Raw genomic sequence first — 526 nt, forward strand, 5'->3', positions numbered from 1 at the left:
CGACGCCGTGTCCTACACTCTGAACCAGTGGGAATACCTACGCGATACAAAGAAGACGGCAGGATGCCGATCGACAACAACCTCCTCGAACGCGATATCAGAAACTTTGCCACCGGCAGAAAATCCTGGCTGTTCAGCGATACCGTGAATGGAGCCAGGGCCAGCGCCGTCATATACAGCCTGATGCTGACCTGCCGCACCTGTGACGTCGAGCCCTTGGCGTACTTGCGCCACGTCCCCGCGAATTGCCGCAGCGCGCCACAGACGCCGACATCACCGACCTGCTGCCCTTCAACTTCGCCAAAACCGCCGCCGCGTGATCCAATGCAGCCGTCTGACAGCGACCCCGTCAAACGGGCCGCGTCAACGCGCATGGGATGAGCGCTTACGGACAGACTCCACCGAATTGGAATAGCAACTGAGATCGAACTGCCGGGGCAGGGGTGATGGTGCCAGGGCACTCTGCCAATGGCCGCGCGACGCCGCGCCGCCATTCACCCAGGGCGGGTCTACTCACCATCAGGAT

At 61.4% G+C, this 526-nt stretch carries 1 pseudogene; it reads left to right on the forward strand.

What is annotated here, in order from left to right:
* Positions 1-320 (forward strand): annotated as a pseudogene (locus ACWGTO_RS33805) (IS66 family transposase); the annotation flags it as partial.
* Between the last annotated feature and the right edge of the window lie 206 nt (positions 321-526).

The sequence above is a fragment of the Mesorhizobium sp. PL10 genome, from assembly GCF_053714315.1.